Genomic DNA, 14411 nt, shown 5'->3' with positions numbered 1-14411 from the left:
ACACCCACCGTCCGATACGCCGGAGGATTCCCACGCCCTACCCCTCCCGTTGTGGATCTTCCTGGAAGTGGGCACCCCCCCACCCCGGCCCGCGGGGGCCCCCCGCCCAGCCCCCGCCCCCCCCCCGCCCGGGATCAGCCGATGGTGCAGAGGGTGCCGTTGAGCCGGAAGGCCGTCGGCGCGACATTCGGCCCGCTGTACTCGCCGACGAAGCCGACAGTGGTCGAGGCCCCGGCGGGAAGCCGACGGTTGTCGTCGGTGTTGGTCACCCGTACGGTGTCGCCGACCTGTTCCCAGGTGGCGCTCCACCCGCTGCCGACCCGCTGCCAGGAGGTGGGCCAGGTCCAGGTCAGGGTCCACCCGTCGACCGTGTGTTCGCTGTCGTTGACGATGTCCACGCCTGCCACGTACCCGTTGCCCCAGTCCGTGGTGCTGGCGAAGCGGACGGTGCATCCGCTGGTCGCCGGGCTGCCGGTGGTGAAGGTCAGCGGCGGCGAGGCCCAGGAGACGCGTCCCGCTGTGTCGCGGGTCAGCACGTTGACGGTGTACCTGCGGCCCGGGACGAGGTTGCCGACGGCCAGGCTGGTCCCGGAGGTCTCGCCGAGCTGCTCACTGACCGCCCCGTTCTGCCGGTGCACCTCGTACTTGGCGATCGGGGCGGCCCCGGCGGTGGCGGCCGGCCAGGCGATCGTCACCTCCCGGTCGGTGAGGCCGGTAGCGGTGGGTTGGCCGGGGGCCCCGGGGGCGCCGGTGACCGCGGTCGCCGGCCGTACCACCAGGGTGGTCAGCGAGTACGGCGGCAGGGTACGGCTGGTCGCCGCCCCGCTGCGGGCGGTGGTGACCTCGGTGGCCCCGTTGGTGTGGGTGTGCACCGTCGGCGCTCCGCTCGCCGGGGCGAACCCGGCGTAGTCGATGGTGACCGGGTGGGCGTTGTCCGGGTCCTTGTTGATCAGCAGGACCGCCACCTCCCCGTTGGCCCGCCGCACCGCGTGCGCGCTGACCAGCGGCTGGTCGGAGGCGGCACGGATGAACTGGTCGCCGCTGCGGGCGAACCGGCTCATCATGGACAGCCCGTGATAGGCCGCGAAGGGGGTGTTGACCGGGGGTTCGCAGACCGAGCCGTCCGGGGTGCAGGTGCCGTTGGAGAGCAGGCCGAAGTCGCCGTAGTCGGTCTGCCCCGCCACCGTGCTCACCCGGCCGATGCCGTTGTGCACGTTCCACCAGTGCACGGTGAAGACCCCGTTGGCCAGCAGGCCACTGTAGGCGTCGGCCAGGAACAGGGCGGCCGGTTGGCTGGTCATGCCCTCGGAGGTGACGTTGACCTCGGTGAGGCTGATTCCGATGCGGCCGGGGTCCGGGCCGGCGTACCGGGTGATCTGCTGGCGCAGCAGGTACACCGCGTCGGTGATGTGGCTGGTCCGGGGCAGCGACTCGGCGGCGCTGCCACCCGGGTACCAGTGCACGTCCACGAAGTCGATCGAGGGCCCGGCGATGGACAGCACGGTCTGGTTCCACGGGCCGGGGTCGTTGCCGGCGGTCAGGCCGTCCGGCCAGTTGGCCGGCATGGTGAGCACCGCGCCGACCTTGATGGTCGGGTCCACGGCCTTCATCGCCTCGGCGTAGTCGACCACCAGGTTCGCGTAGTAGGTGGCACTCTTGTCCGGGTGGTGGTCGGCTTCCCAGCCGGAGCCGTAGTGACCGTTGCCGTAGTTCTCGTTGCCGACCGTCCAGTACCGCGCGCCGTAGCCCTTCGTCACGTTGGCGTACCGCACCCAGTCGGCCGCCTCCTGTGGGGTACCGGTGCCGTAGTTGGCGATGATCATCGGCTCGGCCCCGACCCGACGCGCCGCACCCATGAAGGTGTCGAAGTCGGTGCCGGGGGCCACGTAGCCGCCGGGGGCGGTGTGGTCGCGCCAGTGATAGATGTCGGCGTACGAGCCACCCGGGTAGCGCAGCATCTGCACCCCGGCGTCGCGCAGTAGGTCCGAGGTCTCCTCGGTGGCCAGATACTGGTCCCAGATGGCGTGGTTGACGCCGAGTGCGGTGTCGGGCACGGTGGCCAACCCGGCCCGCGCGTTCACCGTCACCGTCACCGGATCGGTGGCGGCGTCACCGCTGGGGGCGGTCGCCGCGTTGGCGCTGGGGGCGGTCGCCCCGGTCAGTGCGCCGGTGGCCAGCAGCAGGCCCGCGACGAGCAGCGCGCCCCCGCGCCGGGGCAGCCGCCACGATCGGGCGGAGGATCGAACACCGTGCCTGTTCGGAAGTCTCATGGATGTCCTTTTTCGATCACGAGCGAGAGCCGCCCGGTCGAAGCCCACGACGAGCGGCGGATACGAGAACGAACAGCTCACCTGCCGTCACCCGCCGCAGGCCAGAACGGCCCCCGGCTGCCCATCGGGCGACGGTCACTCGCGCGACAACACATCGACGGATCAGAGTCCCACAACGTACGGCGATCACTCAACGCCTCTTGCTCACCCACCTTCGCAGCCGAGGCCATCCCGAACACCGCGCCGGGTATCCACCTGCACCCGGACATCCGGCGAAGGCGAACCTCCCGCACGGGAGCGGGGTATGAGAGCCGGCCGTTTCCGCATCTGGCCTGCACCGGCGATTCGCTGACCGGGTCCCGTCCGGTCGGGACAGTCACCTCGGCTTTGGGTGCATTTGTTGCTGCCCTGGCGACAACAGATGTACCCAAAGCCAGCCCCCGCAGCCTGATAGCGCAGGCGGGTCAGCTCGACAGGGCCGGTGGCGTTGTGGTCCGGGTGCCGGTCTGCCCGTAGTGAACAGAGCAGGCGGCCCGGGCAGGGCGAGGTTTGCCCGGGCGGGTCAGGTCTCCGCGGGAGAGACAGAGGTAGCGGGCAGAGCAGGGCAGCGGGCGGGGTCAGGTCGACTTCGGGGTGGCGCGGGTGAGGATGGCGGTGAAGTCGACGCCGGTGGGCAGGGTGCCGTAGGCGTGGCCCCGGTCTGCGGCCAGTCGGGAGGCACAGAAGGCGTCGGCTACCGCCGGGTGGCCGTGGCGCACCAGCAACGCACCCTGCAACACCAGGGCCAACTGCTCGACCAGCCGCCGGGCGCGTACCTCCCGGTCGGCCGGGTCGGCGAGGGCGGCCTCGACCTGGCGTACCGCCGCGTCCAGGCGCGGGTCGGCACCGGCGGCGGCATCCAACTCGGCGCGGAACGCCGCCAGCGCCTCGGGCTGGGTGGCGAGCGCGCGCAGCACGTCCAGCGCGGCCACGTTGCCGGAGCCCTCCCAGATGGAGTTCAGCGGCGACTCGCGGAACAGCCTGGGCATGCCGGACTCCTCGACGTACCCGTTGCCGCCCAGGCATTCCAGGGCCTCGGCGGCATGCCCCGGCCAGCGCTTGCAGACCCAGTACTTGCCGATCGCCAGGGCGATCCGTTTGAAGGCCGCCTCGGTCTGCTCGCCCCGGGCGGCCCGCTCGGTGGCCCCGGCCAGCCGCATCATCAGCAGGGTGGCCGCCTCGGACTCGATCGCCAGATCGGCCAGCACGTTACGCATCAGTGGCTGGTCGAGCAGGGACCGGCCGAAGGCACGCCGGTGCGCGGCATGGTGCACGGCGGTGATCACCCCCTGACGCATCCCGGCCGCCGCACCGATCACACAGTCCAACCGGGTCAGGTTGACCATGTCGATGATGGTGCGTACGCCCCGACCCTCGTCGCCGACCCGCCAGGCCACCGCGTGCTCGTACTCGACCTCGGCGGAGGCGTTGGAACGGTTGCCGAGCTTGTCCTTCAGGCGCATCAGTCGCATCGGGTTGCGGGTGCCGTCCGGCAGCACCCGTGGCACCAGGAAGCAGGTCAGCCCGCCGGGTGCCTGGGCGAGGGTGAGGAACAGGTCGCACATCGGCGCGGAGGTGAACCACTTGTGCCCGACCAGCCGGTAGCTGCCGTCGGGCTGCGGGTGCGCGGCCGTGGTGTTGGCCCGTACGTCGGAACCGCCCTGTTTCTCGGTCATCGACATGCCGGCCAGCAGCCCCCGCTTGGCGCGCGGGGGTCGCAGCCCGACGTCGTACGCCCGGGTGGTCAGCAGCGGCTCGTAGTCGGCGGCCAGGTCCGGTGCGTGGCGCAGCGCGGGCACCGCGGCGTAGGTCATCGAGATCGGGCAGCCGTGCCCGGCGTCCGGACGCCAGGTGTAGAACTTCGCCGCGCGGGCGACATGCGCCCCGGCCCGCTCGTCGGTCCAGGGGGCGGCGTGCAGGCCGTGTTCGACGGCGGTACGCATCAGCTCATGCCAGGACGGGTGGAACTCCACCTCGTCGATGCGGTGCCCGTAGCGGTCGTGGGTGCGCAGCACCGGCGGGTGCTCGTTGGCCAACCGGCCGTGTTCGACGGCCGACTCACCGCCGGCGAGCCGACCGAGGTCACGGACCTCCCCGACCGCCCAGTCGGCACCCTCTCGGGTGAGGCTCTCCAGCAGGGCCGGATCATCGGCGGTGTCGTAGTCGACCAGCGGGGGGACCTGATTGGACACCTGGTGCGTGGTCACGGCGACACCTCCGGTGCGCGGTGGAGCTGCTTGGCGAACCAGTGATCAGGGTACGGGCTCGTGTTGTACCGCGGGATCTCCTGGTAGCCCGCGCTGCGGTAGAGCCGGATCGCCTCGGTGAGGGCGCGGTTGCTGTCCAGGCGTACGCAGTCTGCACCGGCCGCGGCGGCGTGCTTCTCCAACTCGGTGAGCAGTCGTCGGCCGACCCCCAGGCCGCGTACCGACCCGGACACCCACAGGCGTTTGATCTCGGCGGTCCCGTCGGCGTCGAAGCGTACCGATCCGCAGCCCACCGCCTCCGAGGCCAGGGTGGCTACCAGGAACACCCCGGCGGGCGGGACGAACTGGTGGTCGTCGTCGGTGCCGAGGGTGAACCCGGCCTCGAAACGTTCCGCCAGCTCCCCCGCGTACGCCCGCAGGCAGGCACGGGCGCGTGGATCGGTCGGCGGGCAGACCTCGACGGTGACCATGGAGGCCATCAGCAGCCGTTGCACCTCGTTCATCGCGGTGGTGAGCCGGTCACGCTGGCCGACGGTCAGCGGGGCGAGCATCGACCAGGCCAGTTCGTCGGATCGGCGATCGAGCAGCGCCCACTCGGCGCGGCCGGCTTCGGTGAGCCGGGCCATGCGTACCCGTCCGTCACCCTCGGCCGGTGTCACCACGATCAGTCCCGCGCCCTCCAGGGTGCGCAGCAGCCGGCTCAGGTAGCCCGCGTCGAGATCCAGGCGGTTGCGCAGCGCCGCGACCTCCGCCCCGGCCGGGCCGATCTCCCAGAGCAGCCGCGACTGGGCCAGCGGCCGGTCGCGGGCCAGGAACTTGTCGTCCAGCGCTCCGACGCGCTGGGTCACCGTGCGGTTGAAGCCCCGCACCACATCCACCAGTTCACGCTCCATGTTGCCTGACTTTAGTCAACTATTATGCGCGGCGGTAGGGCTGGTCCGTACCCGAGGTCAGTGCCGTCACCGCCGCCACGGCCAGCACACCGGCGCAGCCGTACAGCAGCGCCGCCACCGGCACGACCTCGGCGAACGAACCGAGCACGTTGAGGGTGAGCAGCAGCGGCAGGCTCTGCACGAGCACCAGCACCGACTGCACCCGGGACACGTGTGTGTCCGGGGCGACGGCCAGGATCAACGGGCCGACATGGGTGGCGAAGCCACCCGATCCGACACCGATCACCATCCCGGCGGCGACCGAGACCGGCAACGAACCGGCCGCCGCCAAAGTGACCACGCCACCGGCGGCCACCAGCAGCGCGGCACCGCTGACCCGACCGGGGTCGGGCAGGGCGCCACGCACCAGCACGAGGATCGCGACGGTCGCGGTACCCAGCGCCAACGCCGCGACGACCGCGCCGGTGGCCGACGACGACCACATCCGCTCCCGCCCGAGCAACGGTACGAGCAGGCCGGACACCGGCAGCAGGAAACCGGCGGCCACCCCCACCAGCAACAGTGCGGGCCGCAGTACGGCATGCGCGGCGGCGAGCAGCAGTCCGTCCACGGCGGCCCGCCACAGTGGCTGCGCCACCGGCCGGCCCGGCAGTTGCCCAGCCGGCTGGCCCGGCGACTCGCCCGGCCGCACTGTCAGGGCCGCCCGAAGCACCATCAGGACCAGCAGCATCAGGGCGAAGCCGGCGGCGTTGGCCAGCGCCACTGCGGCGAGCCCGAGGGCGGCCAGCAGCAGTGGCAGCCACGGATCCGCCGCCGACCACACGGCGGCGGCCAACGCCACGGTGACGACGACCATCGCCGCGTCCGAGACCACCATGACGGTCCAGGCGCCCAGCCGGTCGGCCACCGCACCGCCGACCAGCAGGAGCAGGGCCCGGGGCAGGTTGACGGCGGTGAGCACCAGCGCGGCGAAGCCGCCACCTTTTCCGGCCGCCACCCAGGCCATCGCGAACGCCATGGCTTGAACGCCGACCAGGGACAGCGTCGTCCCGCCCAGCCACGCCCAGTACGCGCCCGGCACCGCCCTCGCACTGCCGCTCGTTGGCGCCCTACCGGTAGACGTAGCCGCCACGGTTCCTCCCGATCAACGCATCGCGCTGACCGGTGCCGGGGTCGGCGCCGGTCGGCGTCTCGCGTCCGGCACTGTCCGGCCTCGACCCGGTTGAGGGTCAAGCCGGCACGGGAGCGGCCCCGGCGGGCAAGCGTCAGTCGGCCGGCTCGGTGCGCGGGAGCATCTCGGGCGACCAGGTGAAGCGGTAGCGCGGATCGGACACGGCCTGGGCGAAGGCCGCCGAGACGGCCGGGGAGCTGACGATCCGCCAGTCCCGTTCCTTGTTCACCTCGAACCAGATGAGCCCGATGATGTCCTCGTACCCGGGTAGCAACCGGAACGTCTCGGTGATCCACTCCGCCTTGCGGCCGGCGATGTCGGAGGCCGCGGTCTCGGTGATGACCAGCGGTTTGGCGCTGAAGGCCCGGATCTCCCCGATGGTCTCCTTGAAGATCGCGTCGAAGGACCGGTACTTCGAGAAGGCGCCCATGCCGTAGTAGCCCGAGATGCCGATCCAGTCGACGTAGTCGTCCCCGGGGTAGAGCTCGGAAAGCTTCGGCGTCGAGCCGTCCCATCTGGCGTTCGGGCTCCACACCCAGATCACGTTGGTCGTTCCGGCGGCCTTGAACAGATCGTGCAGGTGGCGCCAGGCCTTGACGTAGTCGCCCGGCCGATTGCCGTTGGCGCTCTCGCACCAGGGGTACCAGTTGCCGTTCATCTCGTGGGCGAACCGGATGGCCACCGGGTAGTCGAGTGCCTTGATCCCCTCGGCCCAGGTGCGCAGGTAGTCGTCGAAGTCGCCGCGCGTGATGTGGGACAACCGGTAGTCGGGCTGACGGGAGCGGAGCCGGTCGATCGTGCCGCGGGCGGCCCCCTTCTTGCGGGCCTCCTCGTCCAACCGGTAGTCCCACGGTTCCCAGGCCAGCATCGGCAGCATGCCCCGGTCGCGGACCGCGTCGAACAGCGCCCGGTCGAAGGTGTCGGTCGCCCAGCCGGAGCCGAAGAGCATGACCTGTGGATGGTGCTTCGCCGTCGCGGTGAAGGTGTCCACGGGCGTGAAGTCGTGCGGTCCCTCCTTGGTCGCGATGCCGATGAACACCTTCTTCGTCGGCGGGAAGACCTCCGGCGGGGGTGGCGAAGGGCTCGGTTCGCGTACCGCCGCCTGGTCCGACGGGGCGGGTTCCCGCCTCCCGGACCCGGTGCCCGGTGCGATGGCGAAGGCGTACGCCAGCAGCAGCGCGCCGACCAGCGACATGGCGACCCGCGGCAGAGTCAGCCGTGCCATGGCACCTCCCGGGAAGCGACCACCGGTGCCGTCGCCCGGACCCGCCGGCCGCGGACGGCATGACGCCCGGTCGGACCGGCGCGGCGCGAGCGCCAGGCCAACAGAGCCGACCCGCACGCGATCAGCGGTGGGGCGAGGCCGGTCAGGAGGGTCAGGGCCGGCCATACCCGCAGCGGTGTGCGGCCGTGTTCCAGCATGAAGCTCACGGCGAGCAGACCGGCGGCGAAGGCCGCCCAGCACAGGTGCAGCCGGAAGGTGCCGAGCGATTCGGTGGTGCGTAGCCTGCCCTTGGCGGTCACCACGAATCCGAGCTTGCGGCGCAGCAGCGCACCGGCGGCAGCCGCCACGTAGATCGGGCCGGCGAACAGCGCCAACGCCATGCCGACCAGACCGATCTCCTCCCGCTCGTGCGGCGCGATGTTGAATCGACGCAACCAGAGCCAGAGCACGAACCAGGTGCAGATGGTGGCGCTCCACAGCACCGACCACACGGCGATGTCGAGCCGGGCCGCGCTCACCCCGGTGAGCAGGTACGCGGCGGTGGCGAAGTTGCCCAGCAACAGACTGACCGCGACGCTCGGGTAGTAGAACTGGAGCAGCCGGTAGTGCCAGCGCCGTCGGGACCGCAGTTCGCGCGGCGCCCGCAACTCGGGGCGGACCAGGATCTCGCAGATGCCCGCCGCCCATCGCTTCTGCTGGTTGAAGTAGTCCGCCCACGATGTCGGGCCTTCCCCGATGGCCACCACGTCGGGGGTGTAGACGCCCTTCCACTGGTTGCCGGTCTGCGGGTTCACCGCAGCGTGGATCCGGATGCTGGTCAGGTGGTCCTCGATGATCGAATCCTGGTAGCCGCCGATGCTGCGCCAGGCGGACGGCCGGTAGAGGTGGCCGGTGCCGGTGAGCAGTGGGGCGTCCAGTCCGTTGCCACCACGGGCGATCAGTCCGTTGTAGAGGTACTGCTGGACCGACGCACCGTGAGCGACCAGGTTCTGGTGCATGTTGCCGTACACCTGCGGCGTCACCACGAAGGCGACGTCCGGGTCGCGGAAGTAGCCGAGCGTGCGCTCCAGGAAGTTCGCCAGCGGCACGTGGTCCGGGTCGACGTTGGCGACCACGTCGTAGTGGTGCTCGTGCTCGGCCCGCCAGGCGTTGTGGTTGCCCGACTTCGTCCTGGCGCGGAACTCTCCGTCGGGTTGGTTGTACTCCGGTCGTCCCTTGCGGCTGAAGTGGCGTACGCCGAGCCGTGCGGCCATCTCCTTCACCGCCGGGTCGTCGCCCTCGTCGAGGATCCAGACGTCGACCTGCCCGCAGTAGACGATCTGCCGCATGCGCCGCAGGGTCCGCTCGGCGACGTCGAGCGGCTCCTTGCTCGGCACGATCGTGGTGAGCAGCGCCACCCGCAGGCCGACCGGAGGATCGACCGGAATCGGGTCCTTGGCGTGGTACGCGAACACCCAGACGACCATGTTCTGCGCGAGGCGGATCAGTTCGACGCCGACGATCACGCAGAAGCCGAGCCGGGCCATGGCGGTCTGCCAGTCGCCGAACCCGGTTCCGCCGGATCCGGGGACGTGCTCGGGAAGCAGCAGCCAGCCGACCAGCAGCAGTCCCGCCACGCTGTTGACGAGGACGAGCAGGGTCAGTACGCACCGCGCGGCGCGCGACAGGACGGGACGGAACTCGACCGCCGCCTGCGGATGTCGCGGCGCGACGAGGCTTCCGGCACTCGCTCCGCAGCGTGCGTACGCGATGCGAACCCTGATGTTGAACTGACGACGGTCGGGGCGTCGGGCGGGTGCCGGCCGGACCGGGGTGCTTTCCACGGGCCCGTTTCCGAGCGTCTTCTCCACTGCGTCCAGCGACAGTCGCGTATCGGCCGCGACGCCCACGGTGCCCCCCAAGGTCTCGGATTCCTGGCCGCCGCCATGCGGACGGCTACGCTGATCGTAGGGACAGATACGGGCAAACAACTCAAATAGCCAGGCTGGCCCCCAAAGGGCTACAGATTCGTCCCGCTTGTCTGCCTGGTCGCCAGGTCCGTCCCGGTCGGCTGTGGCATGGCGGATGCCGTCACCTGGGTTGCCGCCGGCGTGCGATGACCTCCGCCAGCTGCCGGTGCCCGTCGGGCGACCGGAGGGCGAGGCTGCGTCGGCACGCCGAGCATGGCTATCGCCAGCAGCGCACCCGCCGACCACCGTTCGCGAGCCCGGCCGCGCCGAGCGTCGCCCAGGCCGGAAGCGTGAAGTGCAGCAACTCCGGCTGCCAGATCGGCGTCGCCTGCGCGACGAGCAGCAGAACCAGCGGCGGCGCGACCGCCCAGGCGGTGAACACGGCGGCGGGGTGACGCAGCGGAAGGCTGAACAGCGCCAGCGCCAGCAGCACCGCGCCCAGCGCGGCGACGCCGAACAGCTGCCCCGGCGTCGCGGCCAGCCCGGTCAGGCTCGGGCTCGACGCCTGCGCAAGCCGTACTCCCTGCTGCGTGGCGTGCCAGAGCAGGCCGGCCGCGGGTAACCCGCCCACGACCGCAGCAGCCAGCCATCGGAGCGCCACCTCACGCCGGAAGGCGAACACGGTCCAGCCGTGGCCGACGAGCAGCAGGAGCGCGATCACATTGCACAGGCCCAGCAGCCCTACCGCAGCGGCGTAGAGCACGAGTCGCCATGGTCTCGGCCGGTCGACGGCCGACTGGAGCAGCCACGTGGCGAGGACTGCGGCGAGCAGGGTGAGCGCGTACGGCTGAGCCTCCTGCGCGTACCGCACTGACGTCGGCAGCAGGGCGAAGATGACGCCGGCCAGGACACCGGTGCCCGGTGCGAACATCCGGGCGGCCATCGCGCCGACGAGCGCCGCCGCTGTCGCCATGGCGAGGACGCAGGGCCCACGCAACGCCAGCTCCGAGGTGCCGACCAGTTCCACCCACGCGCGCCCCAGCAGGTGGTAGGGCGCCGCGTCCTCCCAACGGAGCATCGACCAGGTATCCCGCCAGGACGACGCGTCCCCACCCCAGGCCGCGAGTTTATCCAGGTGCAGGCCGGGCGGAGCGGCCCGCGCGACGCCGAACGCGCCCGTCAGCAGTGCCGGCACCAGCCAGGCGGCCAGGCGCAACCAGCGGGTGTCGCTCGGCGGCTCGCTCGATATCTCGTCGTGGCCTTCCCCCCAGGGGTCCTCAATGGCCTCCAACGACCCGAGGCGGGGCAGGACGATGGTGTCGGCGTCCGTCATTCTTGTCTCGCGCATCTCCGTGGGTTCCGTAGTTCACGAGCGTATGGAGCCGGTTTCACCAAAAGGGCGTTATGCCCGCAAAACCGCCAAACCGGTATCCTCGGGCGGGAGATCCCAAACAGCCATGCCGGCCGGTCGAGTCGCCGTACGATGCCCGAATCCAGAGGCTTGCGCATTCGTTAACAGAGCAGCTATGTTAGCGATAACATCGACCTCGGTGCATAAGGCTCCGGTAGCTCGGCCGATGGGGACGGGCCAGACCGCCCACCGTCCCGGGTGGCACACAATGCCCTGCCGGGCTCGACAGCCAGCGCCGGACTCACCGCGACCGGCCTGGCGATCAACCCGCAGGCCGTATCGGCGGCCGACTACGGCCCGCACCTCGCGGTCAGCCTGGACGGTCTGAACTGGTCGCCGCTGAACCAGGTCACCTCGTAACGGTCCACCCGACCGGGGTGGCGCCGGATCACCGGCCACCCCGGGCGGCAGGCCTACCGCCACCTTTCACCCACGACTTGGGAGGCCGCGATGCCCTACCCGTCCCTCAACCGTCGACACGTGCTCCAGGCCGCCGGCGCGGCCGCTCTCGCCACCGCGGTCGGCCCCGTCCTGCACGGCGGCACCGCCAGCGCGGCGGTTCCGCCGGCCCGCCCCGACCTCGGCGTCTCGGCGTACGCCTTCGAGATGGGCCAGGTGCGACTGACCGCCAGCCGCTGGCTGGACAACCAGAACCGCACCCTGAACTACCTGCGCTTCGTCGACGTGAACCGGCTGCTCTACAACTTCCGCGCCAACCACCGCCTGTCCACCGGCGGGGCGGCGGCACTCGGCGGCTGGGAGGCACCCAGCTTCCCGTTCCGAACCCACTCCCAGGGTCACTTCCTGACCGCCTGGTCGCACATGTGGGCCGTGCTCGGTGACACCACCTGCCGGGACAAGGCCAACCACATGGTGGCCGAGCTGGCGAAGTGTCAGGCCAACAATCCCGCCGCCGGATTCAACACCGGATATCTCTGCGGCTACCCCGAGTCCGACTTCAGCGCCGTGGAGGCCCGCACCCTCAACAACGGCAACGTGCCGTACTACACCATCCACAAGACCCTGGTCGGCCTGCTCGACGTGTGGCGGCACATCGGCAACACCCAGGCCCGTGACGTACTGCTGGCGTTGGCCGGGTGGGTCGACTGGCGTACCGGCCGACTCAGCTCGGCGCAGATGCAGGCCATGCTGGGCACCGAGTTCGGCGGCATGAACGCGGTGCTGACCGACCTGTACCAGCAGACCGGCGACGCCCGCTGGCTGACCGTGGCCCAGCGCTTCGACCATGCCGCCGTGTTCAACCCGCTCGCGGCCAACTCCGACCAGCTCAACGGGCTGCACGCCAACACCCAGATCCCCAAGTGGATCGGGGCGGCCCGCGAATTCAAGGCCACCGGCACCACCCGGTACCGCGACATCGCCGGCAACGCCTGGAACCTGACCGTCAACACCCGCACGTACGCCATCGGCGGCAACAGCCAGGCCGAACACTTCCGGGCCGCGAACGCCATCTCCGGGTACCTGCGCAACGACACCTGCGAGCACTGCAACACGCACAACATGCTCAAGCTGACCCGGGAGCTGTGGCTGCTCGACCCGAACCGGGTGGCGTACTTCGACTTCTACGAGCGTGCCCTGCTCAATCATCTGATCGGCGCGCAGAACCCGGCCGACAACCACGGCCACATCACCTACTTCACCCCCCTGCAACCGGGCGGGCGGCGCGGGGTGGGACCGGCCTGGGGTGGCGGCACCTGGAGTACGGACTACAACTCCTTCTGGTGCTGCCAGGGCACCGGCCTGGAGAGCAACACCACCCTGATGGACTCGATCTACTTCCACAACGGCAGCACCCTGACGGTGAACCTGTTCATGCCCTCGGTGCTGAACTGGTCCCAGCGCGGCATCACGGTCACCCAGTCGACCAGCTTCCCGGCCAGCGACACCAGCACCCTGACCGTCACCGGCACGGTCGGCGGCTCGTGGACGATGCGCATCCGCATCCCGGCCTGGACCCAGGACGCCACCGTCAGCGTCAACGGCACCGTGCAGAACATATCCACCACCCCCGGCACGTACGCCTCCCTCACCCGCTCCTGGACCTCCGGCGACACGGTGACCGTGCGGCTGCCGATGCGGGTGGTCGTGGAGCCGGCCAACGACAACCCGAACGTCGTGGCGTTGCGGTACGGCCCGACGGTGCTCTCCGGCAACTACGGCAACACCGCCCTGTCGGCCCTGCCCGCACTGGCGAGCGGCTCGGTCACCCGCACCAGCGGCTCGGCGCTGACCTTCACCGCCACCGCCAACAACACCCAGGTCAACCTGATCCCGTTCTACGACGCGCACGGGCACAACTACACCGTCTACTGGAGCACCGGTGGCTCCTCCGGCCCGGCCGGGGCCACCTTCCGGCTGGTCAACGCCGCCAGCGGGCTGGTGCTGGGGATCGAGAACATGTCCACCGCCGACGGGGCACCGGCGTTGCAGTGGGCCGACAACGGCACCGCCGACCACGACTGGCAGCTGATCGTCGACGGCAGCGCGGTGCGGTTCCGCAACGCCAACAGCGGCAAGGTGCTCGGCGTACAGAACATGTCCACCGCCGACAACGCGCAGGTCCTGCAATGGTCGGACACCGGCACGGCCGACCACCGCTGGACGATCGTGGACGCGGGCGACGGCTCCCACAAGATCCGCAACGGCAACAGCGGCAAGCTGCTGGCCGTCCTGAGCGGCTCGACCGCACAGGGCGCCCGGGTGGTGCAGGACCCGGACAACGGCACGCCGGACAACCAGTGGCGGTTCGTCCCCAACGGGGCCCGCCGGATCCAGAACCTGGCCACCGGCCTGGTGCTCGGCGTGCAGAACATGTCCACCGCCGACGGCGGTCTGGTGATCCAGTGGGGCGACACCGGCACCGCCGACCACCTCTGGACCGCGATCGTGGACAGCGGCGGCTACCTGCGGCTACGCAACTCGCACAGCGGCAAGGTGCTGGGGGTGGAGAGCGGCAGCAGCGCCGCCGGTGCCCGGGTGGTGCAGTGGGCCGACAACGGCTCGTCCGCCCACCGCTGGCGGCTACGGTACGGCGCAAACGGCTACTTCCGGATCCAGTCCGCGAACGGCGGGCGGGTGCTCGGCGTACTCGGCGCCTCGTCGAGCCAGGGCACCCAGATCGTCATCTGGGACGACAACGGCGCCACCGACCACCGCTGGCGCTTCATCTAACCCCACCGCCCCGACGTGGGGGCCCCCCCCCCCGCGGGGGGCGCCCCCCCCCAGAGGAGCCCCCCCCCCCCCCCCCCCCCCCCCCCCCCCCCCCCCCCCCCCCCGCCCCCCCGC

9 protein-coding genes are annotated in these 14411 nt (G+C 70.9%); 2 read left to right on the top strand and 7 right to left on the bottom strand.

The genetic code is table 11. From position 1 onward, the window contains the following. Positions 1–134 precede the first annotated feature (134 nt). The 7 genes from ACLQ2T_RS16085 to ACLQ2T_RS16055 all read right to left on the bottom strand — a co-directional run bounded on the left by ACLQ2T_RS16085 (position 135) and on the right by ACLQ2T_RS16055 (position 11042). A complete protein-coding gene (locus ACLQ2T_RS16085) occupies positions 135–2270 on the bottom strand; it encodes a cellulose binding domain-containing protein (RefSeq protein ID WP_425766973.1) in 2136 nt (711 codons plus the stop codon). A 617-nt stretch (positions 2271–2887) separates the two neighbouring features. Then, positions 2888–4516 carry an isovaleryl-CoA dehydrogenase gene (locus ACLQ2T_RS16080; protein WP_425766971.1) on the bottom strand — a complete coding sequence of 543 codons (1629 nt, stop codon included), beginning with the start codon at positions 4514–4516 and terminating at the stop codon, positions 2888–2890. Further along, a complete protein-coding gene (locus tag ACLQ2T_RS16075; protein WP_425766969.1) occupies positions 4513–5409 on the bottom strand; it encodes a bifunctional helix-turn-helix transcriptional regulator/GNAT family N-acetyltransferase in 897 nt (298 codons plus the stop codon). Before ACLQ2T_RS16075 ends, ACLQ2T_RS16080 begins: the two co-directional genes overlap by 4 nt. Positions 5410–5431: 22 nt before the next feature. Then, the gene (locus ACLQ2T_RS16070; protein ID WP_425766967.1) at positions 5432–6541 is read right to left on the bottom strand and encodes an MFS transporter; all 1110 of its coding nucleotides are present in this window, start codon (positions 6539–6541) and stop codon (positions 5432–5434) included. 133 nt (positions 6542–6674) lie between these two features. Beyond that, positions 6675–7805, bottom strand: coding sequence for a glycoside hydrolase family 26 protein (locus ACLQ2T_RS16065; RefSeq protein ID WP_425766965.1), 1131 nt, complete (start codon positions 7803–7805; stop codon positions 6675–6677). Next, the gene (locus tag ACLQ2T_RS16060) at positions 7793–9628 is read right to left on the bottom strand and encodes a glycosyltransferase family 2 protein (protein ID WP_425766963.1); all 1836 of its coding nucleotides are present in this window, start codon (positions 9626–9628) and stop codon (positions 7793–7795) included. Before ACLQ2T_RS16060 ends, ACLQ2T_RS16065 begins: the two co-directional genes overlap by 13 nt. 343 nt (positions 9629–9971) lie before the next feature. Then, entirely contained in the window at positions 9972–11042 is a 1071-nt protein-coding gene (locus tag ACLQ2T_RS16055) for a glycosyltransferase family 39 protein (protein ID WP_425766961.1), read from the bottom strand. Between the two features lie 261 nt (positions 11043–11303). On the opposite strand from ACLQ2T_RS16055, the gene ACLQ2T_RS16050 reads away from it, so the two are divergent. Both ACLQ2T_RS16050 and ACLQ2T_RS16045 read left to right on the top strand, forming a co-directional pair. After that, on the top strand, positions 11304–11465 hold the full coding sequence (locus tag ACLQ2T_RS16050) for a hypothetical protein (RefSeq protein WP_425766959.1): 162 nt from the start codon (positions 11304–11306) through the stop codon (positions 11463–11465). A gap of 90 nt (positions 11466–11555) precedes the next feature. Then, positions 11556–14297, top strand: a complete 2742-nt coding sequence (locus ACLQ2T_RS16045; protein ID WP_425766957.1) for a beta-L-arabinofuranosidase domain-containing protein — start codon at positions 11556–11558, stop codon at positions 14295–14297. Positions 14298–14411 lie beyond the last annotated feature (114 nt).

Source organism: Micromonospora sp. DT229, assembly GCF_049844505.1.
Lineage (GTDB): Bacteria > Actinomycetota > Actinomycetes > Mycobacteriales > Micromonosporaceae > Micromonospora.
Note: the sequence above shows the minus strand (reverse complement) of the source record. Positions and strands in the feature narration are given on the sequence as shown.